The 22,068-nt window shown below is 67.1% G+C and carries 19 protein-coding genes; 10 read left to right on the top strand and 9 right to left on the bottom strand.

Features of this window, described 5'->3' with window-relative positions; translation table 11 throughout:
* Position 1: 1 nt before the first annotated feature.
* From AASM09_RS10305 to AASM09_RS10295, 3 genes are read right to left on the bottom strand one after another with little or no spacing between them, the layout of a single operon-like run.
* Positions 2-1,255: an ABC transporter permease gene (locus AASM09_RS10305; protein WP_049426818.1), complete on the bottom strand. Its 1,254-nt coding sequence runs from the start codon at positions 1,253-1,255 to the stop codon at positions 2-4.
* Complete coding sequence (locus AASM09_RS10300; RefSeq protein ID WP_049426819.1) at positions 1,248-1,943, bottom strand: ATP-binding cassette domain-containing protein; 696 nt, start codon at positions 1,941-1,943, stop codon at positions 1,248-1,250. Before AASM09_RS10300 ends, AASM09_RS10305 begins: the two co-directional genes overlap by 8 nt.
* Entirely contained in the window at positions 1,940-2,473 is a 534-nt protein-coding gene (locus tag AASM09_RS10295) for a ZrgA family zinc uptake protein (protein ID WP_049426820.1), read from the bottom strand. Before AASM09_RS10295 ends, AASM09_RS10300 begins: the two co-directional genes overlap by 4 nt.
* A 32-nt stretch (positions 2,474-2,505) precedes the next feature.
* Between AASM09_RS10295 and AASM09_RS10290 the strand changes: the two genes are divergently transcribed.
* Positions 2,506-2,979 (top strand): MerC domain-containing protein, encoded by a 474-nt coding sequence (locus tag AASM09_RS10290; RefSeq protein WP_049426821.1) that lies wholly within the window; start codon positions 2,506-2,508, stop codon positions 2,977-2,979.
* A 57-nt stretch (positions 2,980-3,036) separates the two neighbouring features.
* Here AASM09_RS10290 and AASM09_RS10285 read toward each other — a convergent pair whose 3' ends face one another.
* Positions 3,037-3,387, bottom strand: a complete 351-nt coding sequence (locus tag AASM09_RS10285) for a TonB-dependent receptor (RefSeq protein WP_238378706.1) — start codon at positions 3,385-3,387, stop codon at positions 3,037-3,039.
* On the opposite strand from AASM09_RS10285, the gene AASM09_RS10280 reads away from it, so the two are divergent.
* The 5 genes from AASM09_RS10280 (at position 3,351) to AASM09_RS10260 (ending at position 7,377) form a co-directional block, all read left to right on the top strand.
* Positions 3,351-3,881, top strand: a complete 531-nt coding sequence (locus AASM09_RS10280; RefSeq protein ID WP_238378705.1) for a helix-turn-helix transcriptional regulator — start codon at positions 3,351-3,353, stop codon at positions 3,879-3,881. The genes AASM09_RS10285 and AASM09_RS10280 overlap by 37 nt on opposite strands.
* A gap of 115 nt (positions 3,882-3,996) precedes the next feature.
* Positions 3,997-4,374, top strand: coding sequence for a copper homeostasis periplasmic binding protein CopC (gene copC / locus AASM09_RS10275; protein WP_049426823.1), 378 nt, complete (start codon positions 3,997-3,999; stop codon positions 4,372-4,374).
* A 10-nt stretch (positions 4,375-4,384) separates the two neighbouring features.
* On the top strand, positions 4,385-5,269 hold the full coding sequence (gene copD, locus AASM09_RS10270; RefSeq protein ID WP_049426824.1) for a copper homeostasis membrane protein CopD: 885 nt from the start codon (positions 4,385-4,387) through the stop codon (positions 5,267-5,269).
* 45 nt (positions 5,270-5,314) lie between these two features.
* Positions 5,315-6,013 (top strand): heavy metal response regulator transcription factor, encoded by a 699-nt coding sequence (locus AASM09_RS10265; RefSeq protein ID WP_049409535.1) that lies wholly within the window; start codon positions 5,315-5,317, stop codon positions 6,011-6,013.
* Positions 6,010-7,377, top strand: coding sequence for a heavy metal sensor histidine kinase (locus tag AASM09_RS10260; RefSeq protein ID WP_049426825.1), 1,368 nt, complete (start codon positions 6,010-6,012; stop codon positions 7,375-7,377). Before AASM09_RS10265 ends, AASM09_RS10260 begins: the two co-directional genes overlap by 4 nt.
* On the opposite strand, the gene AASM09_RS10255 is transcribed toward AASM09_RS10260, so the two are convergent.
* Positions 7,366-8,289, bottom strand: a complete 924-nt coding sequence (locus tag AASM09_RS10255; protein ID WP_049426826.1) for a LysR family transcriptional regulator — start codon at positions 8,287-8,289, stop codon at positions 7,366-7,368. The two genes, AASM09_RS10260 and AASM09_RS10255, sit on opposite strands and share 12 nt — an antisense overlap.
* Positions 8,290-8,395: 106 nt before the next feature.
* Here AASM09_RS10255 and AASM09_RS10250 point away from each other — a divergent pair, with 106 nt between their 5' ends.
* Positions 8,396-9,139, top strand: a complete 744-nt coding sequence (locus AASM09_RS10250) for an SDR family oxidoreductase (RefSeq protein ID WP_049426827.1) — start codon at positions 8,396-8,398, stop codon at positions 9,137-9,139.
* A 165-nt stretch (positions 9,140-9,304) separates the two neighbouring features.
* Here the strand turns inward: AASM09_RS10250 and AASM09_RS10245 are convergent, their stop codons facing one another.
* From AASM09_RS10245 to AASM09_RS10235, 3 genes are read right to left on the bottom strand one after another with little or no spacing between them, the layout of a single operon-like run.
* Complete coding sequence (locus AASM09_RS10245) at positions 9,305-12,382, bottom strand: efflux RND transporter permease subunit (protein WP_100443838.1); 3,078 nt, start codon at positions 12,380-12,382, stop codon at positions 9,305-9,307.
* Positions 12,379-13,551: an efflux RND transporter periplasmic adaptor subunit gene (locus AASM09_RS10240; protein ID WP_049426861.1), complete on the bottom strand. Its 1,173-nt coding sequence runs from the start codon at positions 13,549-13,551 to the stop codon at positions 12,379-12,381. Before AASM09_RS10240 ends, AASM09_RS10245 begins: the two co-directional genes overlap by 4 nt.
* Positions 13,548-14,795 carry a TolC family protein gene (locus tag AASM09_RS10235; RefSeq protein WP_049426860.1) on the bottom strand — a complete coding sequence of 416 codons (1,248 nt, stop codon included), beginning with the start codon at positions 14,793-14,795 and terminating at the stop codon, positions 13,548-13,550. The genes AASM09_RS10240 and AASM09_RS10235 overlap by 4 nt, the downstream gene beginning before the upstream one ends.
* Positions 14,796-14,857: 62 nt before the next feature.
* Here AASM09_RS10235 and AASM09_RS10230 point away from each other — a divergent pair, with 62 nt between their 5' ends.
* Positions 14,858-15,532: a response regulator gene (locus AASM09_RS10230; RefSeq protein WP_049426858.1), complete on the top strand. Its 675-nt coding sequence runs from the start codon at positions 14,858-14,860 to the stop codon at positions 15,530-15,532.
* Positions 15,525-16,898, top strand: a complete 1,374-nt coding sequence (locus tag AASM09_RS10225) for a sensor histidine kinase (RefSeq protein WP_049426856.1) — start codon at positions 15,525-15,527, stop codon at positions 16,896-16,898. The genes AASM09_RS10230 and AASM09_RS10225 overlap by 8 nt, the downstream gene beginning before the upstream one ends.
* Before the next feature lie 135 nt (positions 16,899-17,033).
* On the opposite strand, the gene AASM09_RS10220 is transcribed toward AASM09_RS10225, so the two are convergent.
* A complete protein-coding gene (locus AASM09_RS10220; RefSeq protein WP_049426855.1) occupies positions 17,034-19,385 on the bottom strand; it encodes a GH92 family glycosyl hydrolase in 2,352 nt (783 codons plus the stop codon).
* Positions 19,386-20,075: 690 nt separating this feature from the next.
* On the opposite strand from AASM09_RS10220, the gene AASM09_RS10215 reads away from it, so the two are divergent.
* Positions 20,076-22,019 carry an autotransporter outer membrane beta-barrel domain-containing protein gene (locus tag AASM09_RS10215; protein WP_238378703.1) on the top strand — a complete coding sequence of 648 codons (1,944 nt, stop codon included), beginning with the start codon at positions 20,076-20,078 and terminating at the stop codon, positions 22,017-22,019.
* Positions 22,020-22,068 lie beyond the last annotated feature (49 nt).

Raw genomic sequence — 22,068 nt, 5'->3', positions numbered from 1 at the left:
CTCAACCTCCCGATGAAAGGCCATCGGCCAAGGTGCGCCGGTAAGCCAGCAATGCCGGCACCAGCCCGGCCACGGCGCTGATCAGCAGCACGCCCGCAACACATGCCAGTTCACGGCCGTCCGGCCAGGCATGGGTGATCGACAGGCCGAAGGTGGCCAGCACCCAGCCGCGACCGGCAATGCTGGCGGCCGCCAGCAGCGACAAGGCCAGCACGCAGGCCACCGCACTGGTCGCCACCGCTTCCACCACCAGCAGGCCGGCGATGTAGCCCGGTCGCGCGCCGGTGGCACGCAGGATGGCCATCTCACGCCGCCGCTCCTGCAGGGTCGAGACCAGCAGCGCCACCAGCGAGACCATGCCCAGCAGCACCACCATTGCACTGATCAGCTGCAACGCCCGCTCGGCGGTGCCCAGTGACTGCCACAGCTGTTGCAGGGTCACACCGGGCAGGATCGCCAGCATCGCCTCGTCCGGGTATTCGTTGATCCTGCGCTGCACCGAGAACGTGGCGATGCGCGAGTTCAGGCCGAGCATGAAGGCAGTGATGCTGGTCGGGGTCAGGTCCAGGTGGCGCGCCTGCTCGGCACTGACGCTCTGGCTGCGCAGCTGCATGCCTGAGCGCCAGTCGACATGGATCGCCTCGATGGCCGGCAACGAAACCAGCACCGATGAATCGACCGGCGTGCCGGTGCGCTGCAGGATGCCTGCCACGCGGAACGGCTTGTCGGCATGCGTAGCCAGGGTGACCGCGCCGGTACCGTGGGCCAGTACGATCTCGTCGCCGAGACCGACCTTCTGCGCGCGTGCCACCTCCGCGCCGATCACCACGTCATACAGGTCAACGAACGGCCGACCGTCCGCGAACGCAAGCGCGTGCCCGGCGCCGTAGCGGTAATGCTCGAAATAGCCACCGCTGGTGCCGACCACGCGGTAGCCGCGCCAGGAATCGCCCAGCGAAAGCGGCACCGCCCACTTCACCTGTGGCAACGCGGACAGCTCCTGGTAGGACTGCCAGGACACGTTATTGGTCGGGTCGCCGATATGGAACACCGAATACAGCAGCAGGTTCACCGGCCCCGAACGCGCACCGACGATCAGATCGGTGCCCGACACGGTGCTGGCGAACCCCTCGTGCGCCTGCGTGCGCACACGTTCGACGCCCAGCAGCAACACCACGCTGAGGGTGATGACCAGTACGGTCAAGCCGACACTCAATGCGCGGCTGCGCAGGCTGGCCCAGGCAAGCTCAAGCATGGCCGGCACCTGCCTGGTTGATCTGCGACAGGGCAATCGTGCGGTCGAACAACGGCTCCAGGCTGTCATCATGGCTGACCACCAGCACCGTGGTGCCGGCCGCCTGGCACTGCGCGGACATCAGCCGCAGGAAGGCGGTCGCCGCTTCACGGTCGAGCGCTGAGGTGGGCTCATCGGCCAGCAGCAACGCCGGGCGACCGATCAGGGCGCGTGCTGCCGCCACGCGTTGTTGCTGGCCAACGCTGAGCGTACCCGCGCGTCGCTGCATCAACGCCGGGTCCAGCTGCAGGGCTGACAACAGGCGTGCGATCTCGGCATCCAGCGGCCCACTGATGCGCGCGCTGCGCAGGCGCGAGAAGCGCAGGCCCAATGCGATGTTGTCGCGCACCGTGAGGAACGGCAGCAGATTGAACTGCTGGAAGATCACGCCCAGTTGGTCGGCTCGGAAACGATCCCGCGCCGCCCCTCCCATGTCCTGCAGTGCCCGGCCTGCCACCTCGACACGACCCTTGCCGGGTAGCAGCACACCAGCCAGCAGGCCCAGCAAGGTACTTTTGCCGCCGCCACTGATTCCGCGCAGCAGCACGCTGCTGCCCTGCTCGACCCATAACCGCGGGATATCCAGCACCAGCTGCATGCCGTATCCGAACTGCACGTCTTCCAGGGCGATCACCGGGGCCGCGCTCACGGGGCCAGCACCACGCGCAGGTTGTCGGGGGTCAGCACGTTGCGATTCTGGCCGTTGGCTGTCGCACTGTTGACGATGACTTCGTGCAGGCCCGGGAACAGCACGGGCAACCGCATGACGATGGCGCGCAACGCGGCCGGATTCGTGCAGCGGTACTGCAGCGTGGCAGTGAAACCCGCGTGTAGATGCTGTCCTGCCGATGGCGCGGCGGCAGGCGCATCGAAGCCCTCGGCATCTGCTTTACTGCTGATCAGACGGCAGTCTGCAGCGGTGGGCAGGGTTACCCAGCTGCCGCCCTTCAGCAGCGACGTAGCGCGTGCCAGCGCGACCTGCTCGGCTGAACTGGCCGGCGGTCGCTCGTAATCGAGGATGCCGATGCCCGGCGCCTGAAGGGCAACATCCAGAGTGCCCTGATCGAGGGCAACATCAACGGTCGCCTGGCCATGCACGTGCGGTGCGTGCTGACGGATGTCGTGGGCCTGCGCGGCGCTGGCGGCCAGCAGCAGGAAAAGAGCAGCAGGAAGCTTCATGGGGGGGGCTCCAGTTGTTACTATGTAACATTATGGACCACATCCCCACGACGCCTGCAAGGGCCCCAGCCCAGCCGCCAACTTCGGCACGCTGGCACCCCCACATCGACCTCGCCGGCGCCTGGCTGTCACTGGCCTGCACCGCGCACTGCATCGCCCTGCCCCTGCTGCTTGCGTTCATGCCAGCGGCAATGATGGCGCTGCGCTCGTTCCAGCACCCCGGTCATGGCGTAATGACGCTGCTGCTGCTGATGTCGCGCTGGGAGTGGCTGTTCGCGCTGCTGGCCTCCTCGCTGGCCTTGGCGAGTACCTCGGCCGGGGTGCATCGGCATGGGTGCTGGCGGCCTGTGCAGCTGGCCTGCACCGGCGCCATCCTGCTGCTGTCGGCCTCCCTGTACCTGCCGCTGAAGGAATCGCCGCTCTGGCATGGCATAGCGACCGCCAGTGGTGGCGCGCTGCTGGCGTTCGCTCACATCGGCAACCGGCGGGCGCTGCGCAAACGGTAGTGCCGGCCGCTAGCCAGCGCCCCGAAAATGCCGGCCAGTGGCCGGCACTACCTATCATCAGAAGCGGTAGCCTAGTTCCGCGCCGAAGATGCGCGGGCTGTCGACCGGGCCGTAGTAGTTGCCAACACGCCCAAAAGCCAGATTGTCGAAGATCAGGCCGTTGATGCGACGCTTGTTGGTCAGGTTCTGCACGAATAGCCGTGCACTCCACGGCCCGGTTTCGTAGCCCAGCTGCGCACCCAGCACGGCGGCGGCCGGCTGGAAGGCGCGGTTGCGCTCGTCAAGTGCGCTGGAGCCGGTGAACTGCGATTCCAGCCGCGCGTAAAGTCCAGACTCGAACTGGTAGCGTGCGGCCAGATAGCCGGTGTAACGTGCAGACGCTGCATCACCTGCAGCCGCTGGCTGCACGGCTGCACCGCGATCCGGTGGTGTCCGCGGTGCTGACCGCGTTGTGGTGCAGCACGCAGGCCGATGCCTGCCTGCCCGGCTTCCTTGAGCATGGCGCGCAGGTGCTGCTGCACCGCCTGCGCCAGCTTGCCGGCCAACCTCGCGAGGCACGCGGCACCACGTCCGCGCTGTCGGCACGACGGCTGCGACAACTGGAGGCCTACATCGACGCGCAGCACGGTCGGGCGCTGACGGTCCCACAGCTGGCTGCTGCAGTGCAGATGGAGACCGCAACGTTCAGTCGGGCGCTACGCGCGGCCACAGGCCTGCCACCCTACGCATTCCTCACCCAGCGCCGCATGCACTGGGCGCGCACCGAACTCGCGCAGGGCCGCCGTGTCACCGATGTTGCCTTGGCCAGCGGGTATGCCAGTCCCAGCAAATTCAGCGCGGCATTCCGCCGCGTGCTCGGCTGTTCGCCGTCTGCATGGATCGCGCAGTCACGTACCCGGTAGTGCCGGCCGCGGGCCGGCAGCCAACGAACATTACAAGGCGGTAATGTCCGCGTCAGGGCAGCGAAAGGCGCCACTCTTCACCCTGAGAGCCAGTTCTCCCACAGGTGTCCCGCGCATGACCCGTTTCCCGATCCGCTCCGTTTCCCTTGTTCTTCTCCTGTCCGGCCTCGCGGCTGCGCCGCTGGCGCTGGCGCATCCCAGCCTGGTGAGTTCGACGCCTGCCGCCGACGCCACCGTAGCCCCGGCGACCGAGATCACGCTGCAGTTCAGTGAGAAGGTGATGCCGCGTGCCACCCGCATCGAACTGAGCATGGACCATGGCCGCATGAAGATGGCCATGGCCACCACCGCACAGGACATTTCCGAAGATGGCCACACGTTGCGCGCACGTTTCGCCAAGCCGCTGCCCGCAGGCAGCTACGCACTGCAATGGCGCGCGGTCGGCCAGGACACTCATCCGATTACTGGCAGCTACCGCTTCACCGTGAAGTAAGGCTGTCGTCGTGGCCGGGCTCTCACCGTATGCGTTGCGGCTGGCGTTGTACCTGGTGCTGATGCTGCTGTTCGGGCGGCTGCTGTTCGTCCGACCCGGGCTGCCACGCGGCATCTCGCTGGCACTCGCCGTGGTTGCGCTGATCCTGGTCGTCACCGATGCGGCCAGCCGATTGTCCAGCGTGCTTGGCATATCACCGGTCGACATCGATGGCGAGACGGCGCGCTGGTTTCTTACCGGTACGCCGGTGGGTGAGGCGGGGCTGCTGCGCATCCTGGCCCTGCTGGCAATGCTGCCGCTGCTGGCAGTCAAACGCCCGGTGCAGGGCCTGCGCCGTCTGGCGCTGCTGGCATTCTCGGCGGCGACCCTGGCCAGCCTCGCCTGGAATGGCCACGCCGCTGCTGGCGATGGGCTCGCTGGCAGGCTGCGTCTTGCTACCGGCATCGTCCACCTGTTGGCCGCCGGCGCCTGGGTCGGTGCGATCGCCGCCATCCTGCAGCTGGCACTGCGACGCCAGGGCCTGCGCCTGCGCGAACGCACCTACGAGTTGTGGCAGGCCGCGCACAGCTTCGCCGTGCCCGGCACCATCATCGTCGCCGCGCTGGCAATGACCGGCACCTATACCTACATCGATCTCGGTGGCTCGGTGCAGACCCTCACCGGCACTGCGCACGGGCGCTGGCTGCTGCTCAAGCTGGCCCTGGTGGGCGGCATGCTGGGGCTGGCGGCACTGCATCGCTGGCGGCTGGTGCCGGCACTGGCGGTTTCCATCCATGGCGGCTGGCAACCACGGCCGCTGCGTTCCCTGCGCCACAGCCTGGCCTGCGAATCGATGCTCGCCGTGCTGGTGCTGGCCTGCGTAGCGGTGCTCGGCACACTGGACCCATTGGCATGATTCATCCGTTCCAGCACGGGCTCAAGCTGCGATGATGGGCACACCATGAAACTGCTGATCGTCGAAGACGAACCCAAGACCGGCAACTACCTGCGCCAGGGCCTGATCGAGGCCGGCTACGTGGTCGACCTCGCCTGCAACGGCGTCGACGGGCTGCACCTGGCCGGCAGCGGCGAGTACCAGCTGGTCATCCTCGACGTGATGCTGCCCGGCCTGGATGGCTGGAACGTGCTGTCGCGGCTGCGCGAGGCCGGATGGCAGGTGCCGGTGCTGTTCCTCACCGCGCGCAGCAGCATCGCCGACCGCGTGCAGGGCCTGGAGCTGGGCGCGGATGACTACCTGGCCAAGCCGTTCGCCTTCGCCGAGCTGCTGGCGCGCGTGCGCACCCTGCTGCGTCGTGGCCAGGCGCTGCCGCAGGCCGAACGCATCGTCATCGCCGACCTGGTGGTAGACACGCTGCGCCGCCGGGTCGAACGCGGCGGCCAGCGCATCCCCCTCAGCCAGAAGGAATACACCCTGCTGGAACTGCTGGCGCGGCGGCGCGGCGAAGTGCTGCCGCGCTCGTTGATCGCCTCGCAGGTATGGGACATGAACTTCGACAGCGACACCAACGTGATCGACGTGGCGATCCGCCGCCTGCGCGCGAAGATCGACGATGACTTCGACGCCAAGCTGATCGTCACCGTGCGCGGCATGGGCTACGTGCTCGAGGCACCGGACGACGGCACTGTGAGCAACGGATGAGCCTGCGCCGTTCCATTGCGTTACGGCTGACGCTGCTGTTCGCCATCGTGGCCACCCTGGTGCTGGCCGCATTGGGCGTGGCGATCTATGTCAGCGCCCGCCACGACCTTGTGGCCCAGGACTTCAGCGAACTGGAGAACAAGGTAGCGTTGATCCGTGACCTGGCCGGCAACGGACCTGCATCCGCACGCGGGCAGCGATTGGCGGAGGCACTGGGCCACCATCCGGATATCGCCTTCCACATTGTTGATGGGAACGGCGCGGTGCTGTTTTCCACCGCACCGGCACTGCTGCGCGAGCATGCACGCAGCCAGCCGATCGACGCCGCGCCACGACGACACGACTGGATCCTCGCCGATGGCCGCTGCATGCATGCTCTGCACCTGCGCCAGACCCTGGCCGACGGCAGCCGGCTGGTCACCCTGCTGGCCATCGATGACGACCGCCATGCCGATTTCCTGCAGAGCTTCCGCCATCTTCTTGCAATCGCCATCATTGGCGCCGCGGTGGCCAGCAGCCTGCTCGGCGGCTACGTGGTTCGGCGCACGCTGCGGCCGCTGCGCGCGCTGGCCGATGAGGCCCGGCAGATCACCGCCGGCCGGCTGCAGCACCGGCTGAGTGCACGCAGTGCACCGGCCGAACTGGAACAGCTGGCGCAGACGCTCAACGGGATGCTGGCGCGCCTGCAGCAGGACTTCGCGCGGCTGACCGAGTTCTCCGGTGATCTCGCCCATGAACTGCGCACACCGATCACCAACATGCTGACCCAGGTGCAGGTGGTGCTGGCGCACCCGCGCAGCAACGAGGCCTATCGCGAGACGCTGGCGTCCTGCGCCGAGGAACTGCAGCAGCTGGCGCAGACCGTGGGTGACCTGCTGTACCTGGCGCAGGCCGAAGCGCCGGGTGCACTGCCCTCGCGCGAGCCAGTGGCGCTGGATGGGGTGGTGGATTCGCTGCTGGAGTTCTACGAGCTTCTGGCCGGGGACCGGCAGTTGACCCTGCGCCGCGAAGGTGTGGCGAGCGTGGAAGGCAACCGCTTGATGCTGCACCGGGCGATTGCCAACCTGCTGTCCAACGCGTTGAAGCACGCAGCCGTGGGCAGCGAAGTGCGGGTGCGGCTGGTCGTGGCCGATGGCGTGTGCAGGGTCAGTGTGCACAACCTTGGCACGCCGATCGCCGCCGAAGCGCTGCCGCGCCTGTTCGATCGCTTCTACCGCACCGAACGTGGCCGCCATGAAGGTGCCGGACTAGGCCTGGCGATCACCCGCGCGATTGCACAGGCGCACGGCGGCAGCGTGAGTGTTGCGTCAGATGACACCGGCACCTTTTTCGAGCTGGTGCTGCCGAGCACCTCAGCCCGGTAGTGCCGGCCGCTGGCCCGCAACCCCTGTCGGGTCAAACACACCGGCCACCCAATCAATGAATACCCGCAGGCGTGGCGATGGTGTGCGGCTGCGCAGGTAGACCAAGTTCAACGGACTCGGCGTCGGCGGCACCTCCGGCAGCAGTTCGAGCAGTTGCCCACGCGCGATGTACGGGTCCATCCGGTAGCGCGGTGCCTGGATGATTCCCAGCCCCGCCAGCGCGGCGCCCAGGAACGCATCCGCGCCGGAAACACGCACCCGTGCGGGGAGCGGCACATAGCGCACCTGCATGCCTTGCTGGAACTCCAACGGAATCAGCTGGCCGGTGGCACTGGAGCGATAGCCGACCATTTCGTGGCCATGCAGCAGGGATTCGATGCTGCCCGGCAGGCCCCTGTCCTGCACGTAGCCTGGCGAGGCCACCGTGACCTCACGCAGCATCGTCAACCGTCGCGCCGCCAGATCACTGTCGGCCAGCGCGCCGACCCGCAGCGCCGCGTCCACACCCTCGCGCAGCAGATCCACATAGCGGTCGCCCTCGCTGACCTCCAGCTCGATCTCCGGGTAGCGCTGCAGGAAGTCCGGCAGGTGCGGAAGCAGCAGATGTCGCCCCAGCGTGCCATGCACCTCGATTCGCAGCGGGCCACGCGGGGGTACGTCACGGAACGCGGCTTCTGCGTCGTCCATGTCGGCGATCAGGCGCAGGCAACGGCCGTAGAAGGCCTCACCTTCCAGCGTCGGCACCACCAACCGCGTGGTCCGGTGCAACAGGCGCACGCCCAGCCGCGTTTCCAACGCCTTGATCGCATCGGTCACCGTGGCGCGCGGCAGGCCCAGGTCTTCGGAGGCACGCGTGAAGCTGCGGCGCTCGACAATACGGACGAAGGCGCGCATTGCCGTGAAACGGTCCATTGTTCGCGTATCCGGATGATGTTGGCGGATTATGCAGGATTATCCGGACCTTCGATGTGGCGAAGATGGTCCTGCGCCGCTCCGGCGTGCCCCGCTGGAATCCACCATGCCTACTCCCCCCGTCCGCCGCGTCGCCCTGGTCACGGGCGGCTCCCGCGGTATCGGCGCCGCCATCTCACGTCGGCTCGCGGCCGATGGCCACGCGGTCGCGATCAACTATGCCGGGCGCCGTGACGACGCCGAGGCGCTGGCTGCCGAACTCAATGCAGCCGGCGCGCAGGCCATCGCACTGCAGGCCGATGTCGCCGATCCGCAGGCGGTGCGGCGGCTGTTCGATGCCATCGAAGCCCGTTTCGGCGGCATCGACGTGGTGGTCAACAGCGCCGGCGTATTGCAGCTGGCACCACTGGCCGACACCGACGACGCCCTGTTCGAGCGGGTGATCGGCATCAACCTCAAGGGCGCCTTCAATGTGCTGCGTGAAAGCGCGCGACGCGTGCGCGACGGTGGCCGGCTGATCACCCTGTCCACCAGCGTGGTCGGCATCAAGCTGGAGAACTACAGCGTGTACGCGGCCAGCAAGGCGGCGGTGGAGACGATGGGCGCGATCCTCAGCAAGGAGCTGCGCGGGCGCAACATCACCGTGAACGCAGTGGCACCGGGCCCCACCGCCACCGACCTGTTCCTGGAGGGAAAATCGCCGGAGCTGATCGAGCGGTTGGCCAAGCTGAATCCCCTGGAACGGCTGGGTACGCCCGAGGACATCGCAGGTGCGGTCGGGTTCCTGGCCAGCCCCGATGGCGGGTGGATCAACGGCCAGGTGCTGCGCGCCAACGGCGGGATGGCGTAGATCGCGCGGAGGGCATCCACGCATGTCGTGGATCTGGCTGGGAACCCGTGGCAGCCCATCGTATCCACGCAGCCCGTGGAGCCCCTGTAGAGCCGAGCCCGTGCTCGGCTGCTTCTGGTCTTCGCGCCACGACCAGCCGAGCACGGGCTCGGCTCCACAGTGTGGTCAGGCGGAACGGGCCTCGCGGCGGCGATGCACCCAGTAGTACAGCGTGGGCAGCACCAGCAGGGTCAGCAGCATCGCCGACAGCAGGCCGCCGATCACCACCACCGCCAGCGGCTTCTGGGTCTCGGCACCGATCGCGTGCGAGGTGGCCATCGGCAGCAGGCCGAACATCGCCAGCAGCGCGGTCATCAGCACCGTGCGCAGGCGCTGCAGCGAGCCCTGTACCACCGACTGCAGCAGGTCCATGCCCTGTTCGCGCAGCTGGGCAAATCGACTGAGCATCACCACCCCGTTCAGTACCGCCTGCCCGAACAGGGCGATGAATCCAATCGCCGCCGACACCGACAGCGGAATGCCGGTCAGCCACAGCGCCAGGATGCCGCCGATCATCGCCAACGGCACGTTGGCCAGGATCAGCGCGGCGCTGCTGATGTCCTTGAAGGCATCGAACAGCAACACGAAGATGATCAGCACCGACAGTGGAATCACCCAGCCCAGCCGCTTCATCGCGCGCTGCTGGTTCTCGAATTCACCGGACCACTCCAGCCGGTAACCCTCCGTCAGCTGCACGTTCGCATCCACGCGCTTGCGCATGTCGGCCACCACGCTGCCCATGTCACGCCCGGCGATGAAGATGCTGACCGCCTTTACCCGCTGTGCGTTCTCACGCGAGATATTGATCGCGCCACTGGCCATGCGGAAGTCGGCCACGTCGGACAGCGTCACCGTATGGCCATCGCCGATGCCCACCGGCACCGTGCGCAGGCGCTGCAGGTCACGGTCGGCGTCGTCCAGTCGCAGCGTGATCGGGAACTTGCGGTCGCCCTCCCACAGCTCGCCCACCTGACGTCCGCCCAGCGCGGTCTCGATCACCTCGTCGACGTCCCGCACGTTCAGGCCGTAGCGCGCGGCACGGTCGCGATCGATCTCGATCTGCAGCTGCGGCAGCGAGCCATCACGGTCGATGAAGGCACTCTCCACGCCCTCCACGCCGCGCACCTGGGCCAGGATGGCCTGCGCCTGCCGGTTCAGCACCTCCAGGTCCGAGCCGCTGACCTTGATCACCACCTGGCCCTTGATCTGCGAAATGCTCTCCAGGATGTTGTCGCGCACCGGCTGCGAGATCGAGAACTCCGGGCCCGGAATGCGTTGCTCCAAGGTGCGTTGCAGGTCACTCACGAGCTGCCGCTTGTCCACGCCCTTCGGCCACTCCTTCTCTGGTCTCAGTGCTACCAGTGCCTCGATCTGGTTGGCGCCCTTGGCATCGGAGCCGTCTTCCGGTCGGCCGAGCTTGGCCACCACCGTCGACACCTGCGGGAAGCTGCCGACCAGCTCGCGGATGCGCCGCGACTGCTGCTGTGCCTCGGCCAGGCTGGTACTGGGGTCGAGCGTGGCGGTCAGCCAGATCGAACCCTCGTCCAGCTCCGGCAGGAACTCCGAACCCAACCGCGTGCCTAGCGCCAGGGTGGCGACCAGCAGCGCCACCGCGGTCAGCACCACCGCGCGCGGTCGCGCCAGGGCGCGCTCCAGCACCGGCTTGTACCATCCGGTCAGGCGATCCATCAGCGGATTGCCGTCACGCATGCGGTCGCGCCGCAGCCACCAGAAGCAGAACAGCGGCACTACGGTCAACGCCAGGATCAAGGCACCGATCAGCGCCGAGGTCACCGAGTACGCCATCGGCGCGAACATGCGACCCTCCTGGCGCTGCAGAGTGAAGATCGGGATGTGCGCGGCGATGATGATCATCATCGAGAAGAACGTCGGTCGCCCCACTTCGGATGCCGCCGACAGGATGGTCGAGAAGCGTGTCTTCCTGTCGGCGTTGGGCGGCAGCTTCGATAGTCGCGAAACGATGTGCTCGGTCACGATCACCGCGCCATCGATGATGATGCCGAAGTCCATCGCACCGAGCGACAGCAGGTTGGCCGGCACGCCCCACAGGTGCAGGCCGAGGAAGGTGGACAGCAACGCCAGCGGCATCATTGTTGCCACGATCAGCGCGGCGCGGGCGTTGTACAGGAACAGCCACAGCACCAGGAACACCAGCACTGCACCTTCCAGCAGGTTGCGGAACACGGTCTTCAGCGTAGTCGAGACCAGCCATGAGCGGTCATAGAACGGCTCGATGCTCATCCCGGCCGGCAGCTGGTTCGCTTCGATCTCGGCGATGCGCGAATGCAGGGCGTCGAGCACGTCGGACGGGTTCTCGCCCTTGCGCATCAGCACCATGCCGAACACCGCGTCATCGTTGTCGTCCTGGCCGACCAGGCCCTGCCGCGGCAGGCCGGTATCGGCGATGCTGGCCAGATCACGCACCAGGATCGGCGTACCACTGCGCTGTGCCACCACCACGTTGCCAATGTCGGCCGGCGAACGCATCAGGCCCACGCCACGGATCAGGAACTGCTGCTGCCCGCGTTCCACATAGCCGCCTCCCGCATTCGAGCTGCCCTTTTCCAGCGCCTCGGCGAACTCACCCAGGCTGATGCCGCGGTCACGCAGCTTGTCCAGGTCCGGCTTGACCTGGAAGGTGCGTGCGAAGCCACCGAAGCTGATCACATCGGCCACGCCGGGAACAGTGCGCAGGCTGCGCTCCATCGTCCATTCCTGCACGGTACGCAGCTGGGTCGGCGTCATGTGCGGGCCTTTCAGCACATAGCGATAGATCTCCCCCACCGCCGAGCTCATCGCCTCCAGCTCCGGGGTTACCCCTTCCGGCAGCTCCACGCCCTGCAGGCGTTCCAGCACCTGCTGGCGCGCGAAATAGTCATCGGCCTTGTCGTCGAAGGACAGGATGATCATCGACAGGCCGAACTGGGTGTGCGAGAACACCCGCACCGAATGCGGTATACCGGACAGTGCCACTTCCAGCGGCATGGTCACCTCGCGTTCCACCTCCTCGGCGGCACGGCCGGGATGCAGCGACACCACCGTCACCTGGGTGTCGGACACATCCGGGAAGGCCTCCACCGGCAGCACTCGGAACGCGGCAATGCCAGCGCCGATGAACAGCAGCAGTGCCAGCATCACCATCAGCGGCTGGCGCAGGCAATAGGCAATCAGGCGATCGATCATGGGGCGGCATGCCCCGTGCCGGCGCTGGCGGCGGCCGGCGCGCTGTCGACCAGTTGCTGCAGCAGCAGGCCACCCTCGACGACCACCCTGCTGCCCGCCGCCAGGCCTTCACGCACCCACAGGCGGCCGTCACCCAGCTCTTCAGCATGCACGGCGTGGCGCACGAAGCGGCCCTTGCCTTCCTCCACGAACACCACCTGCTTGCCGTCGATCAGCAGCACCGCCGCATCCGGAAGCGACACGCCGCCCTCGGCCGGCAACGCCACCTGCGCACGCACGTACTGGCCGGCCTTGAATGCGCGAGCCCGGTTGTCCAGTTCGGCGCGTGCCTGCACCACGCGGCGATCGCTGTCGACGAAATCGTCCACATGCTGCAGGGTCGCCTGCAGCGGCTGGCCATCTGCGCCCGACACGCTGACCGGCATGCCGGCCTTCAGCCGCCCTGCCATGCTTTCGGGAATGTCCAGCAGCAACCACAGGCGGTCCGGATCGCCGATCACCGCCAATGGTTGTTCACTGTCGGGGCTGACCGACATTCCCGGGCTCATCCGCCGCTCCACCAGGACGCCATCAATGGGCGCGCGCAGCGGCAGGCGCTGGTCGACGCGCTGGCCATTGCCGTAGGCCCTGGCGAAGGCGGTCGCACGCGCATGATCAGCCTGGCTGCCAGCGAAGTTCGCTTCGGCTTCATCCAGTTCACGGCCCGACGCCACACCCGCGGCGTGCAGCTCGCGGGTGCGCTCCAGCTCCTTGCGTGCCTGCTGCAGTTCGGCACGGCCACGCGCGCCCTCGGCCTGGGCCTGGCCGAACTCCGGCGAGGTGATCCAGGCGATCACCTGCCCTGCCTTCACTCTCTGCCCCGGCTGCGCCTCGATGCGCGCGACCTGCCCCGGCAGCGGGGTGTGCAGTGCGCTGGAGCGCGTTTCGTCCCAGGCCACCCGACCCGGCAGCTGCAGGCTGCTGCTGGCGCCAGCGGTCACCGCTTCACTGCGCAGCACATCCAGCTGGCGACTGTCGGCGGGAAACTGGATCTGGCTGGCGCTGACCTGCGGCGCGCCCTCGGCATAGGACGCCGGCTCGCGGCCACAGCCGCTCAGCAGGGCCAGCGCCAGCAGCGCTGGCAGCACAGCATGTCGCGCCCGTGGGCGATGGGCGACGATGGACTTCATCGGGACTCTCCTTCAACAACGGATGTGGCCGCTTCCCAGCGCGCCAGGGCAATGGCATGGTCGGCACGCGCGTCGATCAGTGCAGCTTCGAAGTCGCGCCAGCTGCGGCGCGCATCCAGCAGATCGGTCAGGCTGGCGGCACCACGGCGGTAGGCCAGTTCGATGCCCTGCACCGCCTTGCGCGCGGCGTCGGCGTGCAGGCCTTCGTACTCGGTGCGCCGTTGCGCGGCGGACTGCGCGCCGGCCTGCAACTGGTCCAGCTCGGCCCGCGCTTCGCGCTGCAGCACCTGCAGCTCCAACGCTGCGCTGTCACGGTCAGCCTCGGCACGCTGGATCGCGCCGCGTGCACGCGATGGGCTACCCAGTGGAATGGTCAACGACACACCCCAGGTCACACCGCTGATGTCGGTCGGCTCGCGTTCGGCTTCCACGCCCAGCTGGATGTCGCGATGGCGCTCGCTGCGCGCCAGTGCCACACCAGCGTCGGCGGCGGCCAGGCGCGAACGCGCCGCACGCAGATCGGCGCGCTGCAGCGGGTCGAACGCGCGCACATCGGCCACGCTGTTGGCATCCGGCCAGGGGTCATCGGCAGTGAGGTCGTGGTTGTCGTCGCTGCCGAGCAGCAGGCCCAGCGCATGCCGCGCATCGCGCAGATCCAGGGCCGCCTCGCGCGCCGCGTCGGCGACGGCCAGGTCGTCCACCGCAAGCCGCGCGCGATCCACCGGCGCCATCGCGCCGGTAGCAACCTGCTTGGCCGCCGCCGCCATCTGCTCGGCCGAGCTCTGGCGGTTGGCATCGGCAATCTGCGCCCGCTCCTGTGCGCCCTTCAGGCCGAAGTAGGCTTCATGCAGCGCCACCTGCTGTCGGCGCCGGGTATCCAGCATCTCCAGCCCGGCCACCTCCAGCAGCGCTTCCGCCTGGCGGACGCGCAATGCGCGCTTGCCACCGCGTTCCCAGGTCCAGCCCAGGCCCACGGTGCTGTCCATCCGCTTGTCCTGCCAGCGCCCGGGGCCGATGCCCTGCTTGGGGCTGATCTTGCTGGTGCCGATCGACAGCTCGGTGGCCGGGCGCAATGCCGCTGTCTGCGCATCGCCCTGCGCCCCGCGTAGTTCCAGCGCCGCCGCGCGCAGGTCCGGGTTGTGTGCTTCCATTGCACGCTGTGCTTCCTGCAGGGACAACGCCGAAGCCGAGGGCGCGCACCAAAGAGTGGCGAGTACGGCCACGAGACAAGAGGTGAAGTTCATGCGCGTCACGGTAAGGTGATGCACTTGCGCCAAACTTGCCCCAACCTTGCACGAAGCTTGCAATGCGAATCCTGCTGATCGAAGACGATGCCGCTCTGGCCGATGGACTGATCCGCGCCCTGCAGGGCGCCGGTCATCTATGCGACCACCTTTCGCGCGGGTTGCACGCGCCCGCAGCGTTGGCCAGCGCACCGTATGACGTGATGGTGCTGGACCTCTCGCTGCCCGACGTCGATGGCCTGGACCTGCTGTCGCGGCTGCGCAACGATGGCGTCACCCTGCCGGTGCTGATCCTGACGGCACGCGACGGCGTGGAGGACCGCATCCTTGGGCTGGACCGGGGTGGCGACGATTACCTGGCCAAGCCGTTCGCACTGGGTGAGCTGGAAGCACGCCTGCGCGCGTTGTCACGCCGGCGCAGCGACGCGCCGGCGCAGAAGCGGCTCGGGCGCCTGTGCTTCGACAGCATCCGCAATGAAGTACAGGTGGATGGCCAGCGCATCGAACTGACCGCGCGCGAGCTGGCGCTGGTCGATGCCCTGATGCAGCATCCCGGTCGCACTGTCACCAAGCAGCGCCTGTTCGATGCGTTGTACAGCTGGGACCACGAAGCCAACCTGTCGGTGATCGAGGTGCATGTCAGCCGCCTGCGCCGCAAGCTGGAACAGGCGCGTGCCGGCGTTGGCGTCCGCATGCTGCGCGGCCTCGGCTACCGCCTGGAGGCCGGTGGTGACTGAGCGAGTGCACAGCCTTCGCGGCCTGCTGCTGCGTCGCCTGTGGCTGCCGCTGCTGGTGTTGATGCTGTGCAGCGCGGTCGGCTCGTTCGCGCTGGCCCGCTTCTATGCCGGCCAGGTCTACGACCGCTGGCTGCTGGACTCGGCGATGTCGTTGTCCGAACTGGTGAAGGTGCAGGACGACCAAGTTTCCATCGAGATCACGCCGGCGGTCTCGCGCATGTTCACCTGGGACACCGCCGACGAAGTGCATGGCGAGGTAGTCGACGCCGCGGGCGGGCGCCTGTATGGCGATCTGCCCGGAGCATTGCCGCGCCCAACGGTCGCCGCCGATGGCAACGACGCGGTCTACTACGACGCACGCCTGCGCGGCCAGGCGGTGCGCATGGTGGAAGTGGTGGTCAGCGCCGGGCCAGGCCATGACATCCGCCTGCGCGTGGCCGAAACGCTGCGCAAGCGCCATCGCCTGGAACGCAAGCTGCTGATGACCAGCATCCCGTTCCAGACCGCGATCCTGGCACTGGCCGCATGGCTGGCCTGGTCGGGCACCGGCGCCGCCGCCCGGCACGCCAACCAGGTCGCGCGGCGATTGGCCAGCCCGCGGCCGGATCCGCTTGCGCCGCTGGAACCGGCGCAGGAAGCGCCGCGCGAACTGTGGCCTGCGGTGGAGGCCTACAACGCGCTGCTGCAACGCCTGGACGCCATGCAGGCTGCGCAGCGACGTTTCGTCAGCAATGCCGCGCACCAGCTGCGCACGCCCTTGGCGGCGATGCAGGTCGAACTCGAAAGCTCATTGCGCCAGCATGATCCGCAGGCGCAGCAACTGGCCTTGTCCGGCACGCTGGCGGGGTTGGCGCGGCTGCAGCATCTGGTGAACCAGCTGTTGATGCTCAGCCGTTCCGAGGATTCGCACGGCGGTGCGCTGCCGTTGCAGGCGGTGGAACTGGCCGGATTGGCGCGTGGCGTCGTGGAGCGCTACGCCGACCGGGCACTGGCCGCAGGCGTGGACCTGGGTTACGACGGGCCCGATGACGGGGTGCCGGTGCAGGGTGACCCGCAGCTGTTGCGCGAGGCACTGGGCAACCTGCTGGACAACGCATTGCGCTATGGCGCAGTGCGCGGCGTGATCACGCTGGGTGTGCAGCAGGATGCCGACCGCGTGCAAGTGTGGGTGGACGATGATGGCCCCGGCATCGCCGAGGCCGAGCGCGGCCGTGTCACGGAACGCTTCTACCGCGTGAGCAGCGAAGGCGATGGGTGTGGATTGGGGCTGGCGATCGTGGCCGAGATCGCGCAACGGCACGGCGCGGCTATGGTGATTGATACGGCACCGATCGGTGGCGCGCGGGTGGGATTGCGGTTCACCTGACCGTTGCCGAACCTGCCCTGTAGAGCCGAACCCACGCTCGGCTGCCGTTGGCGCGGTGCTTGGGTAGACGCCAACCTTGTTTGGCGCCGTTGACGTCCCGTGTGCCAACCAAGGTTGGCACCTGCCAGGATCGCATCACCGGCTCATCGAATACGGTGCCTGTGCGCCCTGCCCCGGCCAATCCTTGTTCGGCTCGGCCTGCATGGTGAAATGCAGTTCGCCACCGCCCAGAATCTCGTCATGGCGCAGGAACGTGCGCTGCAGCGGCTTGCCATTGAGGCTCACACTGCCCACATAGGTATGCGCGTCGTCCAACCCCTCGGCCACGATGGTGAAGGTCTTCCCGTTCGGAAGACGCATCGCGGTCTTCGGCAGGAACGGACGGCCCAGGATGTACTCGCCCGAACCTGGCGCCACCGGATAGAAACCCAGCGCGGTGAACACGTACCACGCCGACATCTGGCCCACGTCGTCATTGCCGGCCAGGCCATCGGGGCGATCGGCGTACTGGGTGTCCATGATCTGCTTCAGGCGCGCCTGCGTGCGCCAGGGCTGACCGGCGTACGAATAGAGGTAGGCCACGTGGTGGCTTGGCTCGTTGCCGTGCGCATACCAGCCGATCAGGCCGGTAATGTCTTCCATGTGCTCGAAGATGGACGGATCAACCTTTGCATTGAACACTTCATCCAGGCGCGCCAGCAGCTTGTCACTGCCGCCATGTGCTGCAGCCAGTCCAGCCACGTCCTGCGGCACATACCACGAATACTGCCAGGCATTGCCTTCGGTGTAGTCGGTGCCATAGCCACTGGCGCTCGGATCAAACGGTGTGCGGAAGCTGCCATCGCGCTTGCGCGCGCGCATGAAGCCGGTGTCCTTGTCGAAGGCATTGCGCCAGTTGCCGGCACGCTTGTCGAAGGTCGCCGCCACATCGGTCTTGCCCATCGCCTGAGCCATGCGCGCGATGGTCCAGTCGTCGAAGGCGTACTCCAGCGTCTTGCTGGCGGCCTCGCCTTCTTCGTCGATCGGCACATAGCCGAATTCGCGGTATTGCGCGATACCGTCATACGGGCCGTAATTGGCGGTCTCCACCATCGCCTTCAGTGCCTTGTCGGCGTCGAAGCCACGGATGCCCTTCACGTAGGCATCGGCGATCACCGGCACCGCGTGGTAGCCGATCATGCACCAGTCCTCCAGGCCATGGAACGACCACACCGGCAGCATGCCGTAGGGGCTGTGCTCATGGTGGGCCAGCATCGAATTGATGAAGTCGCTGTTGCGCTTTTCCGGCTGCACCAGGGTCAGCAACGGATGCAGCGCGCGGTAGGTGTCCCAGAGCGAGAACGTGGAGTAGTGGGTGAAGCCATCAGCCTTGTGCACCGCATTGTCCGGCCCGCGGTACTGGCCATCGGCATCCATGAACAGCGTCGGGCCCAGCAGGGTGTGGTACAGCGCGGTATATGCGCTGCGGCGCGCGTGCTCGGGCGCATCGATATCGAGCACAGACAGCGCCTGCGTCCATTCCTGTTTCGCCTGCGCACGCACGCGATCGAAATCAAAGTCGGCCACTTCCGCGTCGAGGTTGGCAATGGCGCCGACTTCGCTGACCGGCGAGATCGCGACCTGGACCACCAGTGGTGCATCCAGCTTGCCGAATGCGAAGGTACCGACCAGCTGGCGGCCCTCGATCTGCGCACGCTGCTTCGGGTCCTTCTCACCGGGGGGCGCGAAGCCCTTGTAGACGATGTCCTGCTCGGTGTTGTGCAGTTCGTGGCCCGACAGCGGGCGCGAGAAGCGCATCGCAAAGTACAGCTGGCGGCCGGCGGCCCAACCGCGGGTCTCTCGGAAGCCGGTCACCGTGCCATCGGAACGCACCCGTACCCGCGACCACAGGATCTTGCCCGGGTAGTCGTACATGCTGGTGCGCATGTCCAGCAGCACCTTGGCGTCGGCGCCTTTCGGGAACGAATAGCGGTGCACGCCCACGCGCGCACTTGTGGTCAGCTCGGCACGCACCTTGTAGTCGTCCAGGGTGACCGCGTAGTAGCCCGGCTCGGCATTCTCATCGTCATGGCGGAAACGCGACGCGTAGCCGCTGCGCGGCTTTTCCGGGTCGCCGCGCTCCAGCCCGGGGTTGCCGGTGAACGGCATTACCAGGATGTCACCCAGGTCGGAGTGGCCGGTGCCGGAGAAATGCGTGTGCGAAAAGCCGACGATGCTGCTGTCGTCGTAGCGGTACCCGGCTGCCCAGCCATAGGCCTTCTCGCGCGGCTGGATGCGCGTATCCGGGCTGAGCTGGACCATGCCGAACGGAACCGTCGCGCCCGGGTACGTGTGCCCCTCCCCGCCGGTACCGATGAACGGATCGACCGCGGCATAGGCACGTTCGGCGGCAGTTTTCGGCGTGGCCGCAAGGGCCACACCAGAGGCAAGCATCGCGGTAGCGGCGAAGGCAATCAGGAGACGACAGTGCAACCTGGTCATCGGCATTTGGATCGATTCAGATGGTGACTGGATGCTAGCACCGGCCATGCGTGGCGGCATGTTGCGCTGCAGCTGAATGGTTCCGAAAGCGACACCCTATGGCGGGATCGTATGCAACAAGTTGCATGGATCGATCCAATGGCCGGCAGCACACTCCTGCCATGACCGTTATGGAGCAGCAAGGATGAAAGCGGCAGGCGGGTCGGAACCCGACCGAGATCCGGTCTCATCCATTTATCGCTGCCACGCAGCCCCACGCGGTCACACAACCTTCACCCTCCGCGCGCGTCTTATTCACCTCAGCAACGTGAATGCGGCCGCGCCACCAATGCTCATCAACAGGAGTCTGCCATGTCCATTTCAGTCCGCAGTTCGCTCGCCCTGGGAATTGCCAGTGCACTCTGCATCACACTGTCCGCCCAGGCGGGAAACCTCATCCCCGGTGAGTCCGCCACGGTGAACGCGGGCGATCCTGTAGAGGCTTGGACACTGAACGGCGCCACATTGATGCTCGCGCCGGGCGCGACGACACGAGACATAACCGCAGGGAACGGCTCCCGACTGCAGGTCAACGGCGCGTCCATCAGCGGCACCGCACAGCTGAGCGATGGCTCGGTTGGAACCTTCAATAGTGCGCTGGTTAACAACTCATCCGGCGCTGCAGCCATCGTGCACTCGGGTTCAGAGCTGCAGGCCATGAATTCCGAGTTCAACGGCAGTGGCGATGCGATCCGCCTTACCGAGGGAGGGATTCTCAGTCTTGTGGGTTCCCGGGTGACGGCATCCGGCTCCAGCCTGTTTGGTTCAGCGGGAATCAGCTTCCGTCGTACCGCTCAGGCAAGCGTCAGTGGCGGCAGCCTGGTCCAGGGTGACGATCACGCAGTGACCATCACCAATGACCCACGGGGATCCGGCGGCCCTTCTCCGGGCAGGAGCCTGTTGTCGGTCGACGGCTCGCATCTGGCCAGCTCAACCGGCTCGGCCATCCATGTCACCGAGTGGGTGACCCCGGCGCAGTTCGGCGCAGACATCGTGCTCCGCAATGGTACGACGGTCTCGGCGGGCAACGGCGTGCTGCTGGACACCAACGGTGACGTCGATGTCAGCTTGACCGTGGACGACAGCGTGCTGGCCGGTGACATCGTCAGCGGCGCAGGAGCCACCACTCACGTTCGCCTGCAGAACCAGGCACGCCTGACCGGGGCGATGAGCAACGTCAGCAGCCTCGCGCTGGATGCATCCACCTGGGTCATGAACGGCGATTCCTCCCTGGGCCGTCTGGACCTGGGCAATGGCACGGTGTCGCTCGGCGATGGCAGCACGTTCAACACCCTCACCGTGGCCGGAGACTTCATCGGCAACGATGGCACGATCGTGTTCAACACCGTGCTGGCCGATGACAGTGCCGCCACTGACAGGCTGGTCATCGAGGGCGACACCGTTGGTACTGCGAACGTGCGCGTGAACAACGTGGGTGGTGCCGGTGCGCAGACCCGCCAAGGCATCGAGCTGATCTCGGTCGGTGGCGCCTCCAATGGCCAGTTCAACCTGGCCGGTCGTGCCGTGGGCGGGCAGTACGAGTACTTCCTGTTCAAAGGCACAGGGGCCGATGGCAACTGGTACCTGCGTTCGCAGCTTCCGACCCAGCCGGACCCGTGCGAAACCGACCCGACGCTGCCCGAATGCAACCCGGTGCTGCCCGGCCCGGATCCGGACCCGGTGCTGCGTCCCGAACCGGGCGCCTACCTGGCCAACCTGCAGGCCGCGCAGACCATGTTCCGCATTGGCTATCACGACCGCCATGCCGGCCAGAACGCAGGCCGTGCCTGGGCGCGCGTGGATGGCTCCCGCAATGGCTTCGATGCGATCAGCCGCCAGCTTGACATCCGCGGTAACAGCCAGGCGCTGACCGTCGGTGCCGATCTATGGCGTCACGATTCAGGCAGCAGCGTAGGCGTGATGCTGTCCAGCGGCAATGCCACCAGCACCTCCACCAATGAACTGACCGGCTACTACGCGCGCGGCAAGGTGAAGGGCGAAGCCCTGGGCGTGTACGGCACCTGGCGCGGCGGCAACGATGGCGACCCGTATGCCGGTTTCTACGTGGATGGCTCGGTGCAGCGCGCACAGTTCCGCAACCGTGTGGAAGGCATCGGCCTGGACACCGAGCGCTATGCCAGCCGCGCCTGGCAGGGTGCGGTGGAGACCGGCTATGCGTTCCGCGTGGGTGGCGCCAGCCATGGTGGCATCTATCTGGAGCCGCAGCTGCAGGTGGGCTACAGCCGCTGGGACAGCTACCGCCACGCCGAAACCAACGGTACGGTGGTGAGTGCCGAGAATGCCGATGGCCTGTTCGGCCGTGCGGGGGTGCGCCTGTCCGGGGTGACCCGATGGGGCAGCGGCACCACCGATGTACAGCCGTACCTGGCCGCCAACTGGCTGCATACCCGAAGCGAATCGCAGATCCGCATGGACGATGAGGTGGTGGACGCGCGCATTCCGCGTAATCGCGGCGAGTTCAGTGCCGGTGCGTCGTTGAAGTTCGCCAACGGCGTGGGCGCCTGGGGCGGTCTGTCGCTGCAGAAGGCCAGTGGCTTCCACCAGACCAGTGCGCAGCTGGGTGTCAGTTACAGCTGGTGAACGCTTCACCGTGGGGCCGAACCTGGGCTCGGCCCCACAACCGCTGTGG

The organism is Stenotrophomonas maltophilia, assembly GCF_039555535.1.
Taxonomy (GTDB): domain Bacteria; phylum Pseudomonadota; class Gammaproteobacteria; order Xanthomonadales; family Xanthomonadaceae; genus Stenotrophomonas; species Stenotrophomonas maltophilia_Q.
The sequence above is the reverse complement of the archived record's forward strand: the minus strand, read 5'-3'. Positions and strand labels throughout refer to the sequence as shown.